Here is a 213-nt window from a genome sequence, read left to right on the forward strand (position 1 = left end):
TCTGGCGCCGGGTGGACCGGGTATAGATTATCAATACTTTGATGACACGTATTATCTCTACAGACCAGGCAAGCATAAATTCGGTGGCGAGTATGTGAACGGCCATATAAGACCTGAATCTCCAGGTGATGCCTGGGGAACGGTGGTGTTTATGAAAGCATCTTTAGCCCATTTAACGGAAGGTTATAAGGCCAACTATCAAAACCTGCCGGA

The 213-nt window shown here is 46.9% G+C and carries 1 pseudogene; it reads left to right on the forward strand.

Features of this window, described 5'->3' with window-relative positions:
* Window positions 1–213: pseudogene (locus OGW16_RS00860) on the forward strand (T6SS immunity protein Tli3 family protein); the annotation flags it as partial.

The sequence above is a fragment of the Citrobacter sp. Ce104 genome (assembly GCF_030334595.1).
In the GTDB taxonomy this organism is placed as follows: domain Bacteria; phylum Pseudomonadota; class Gammaproteobacteria; order Enterobacterales; family Enterobacteriaceae; genus Citrobacter; species Citrobacter europaeus.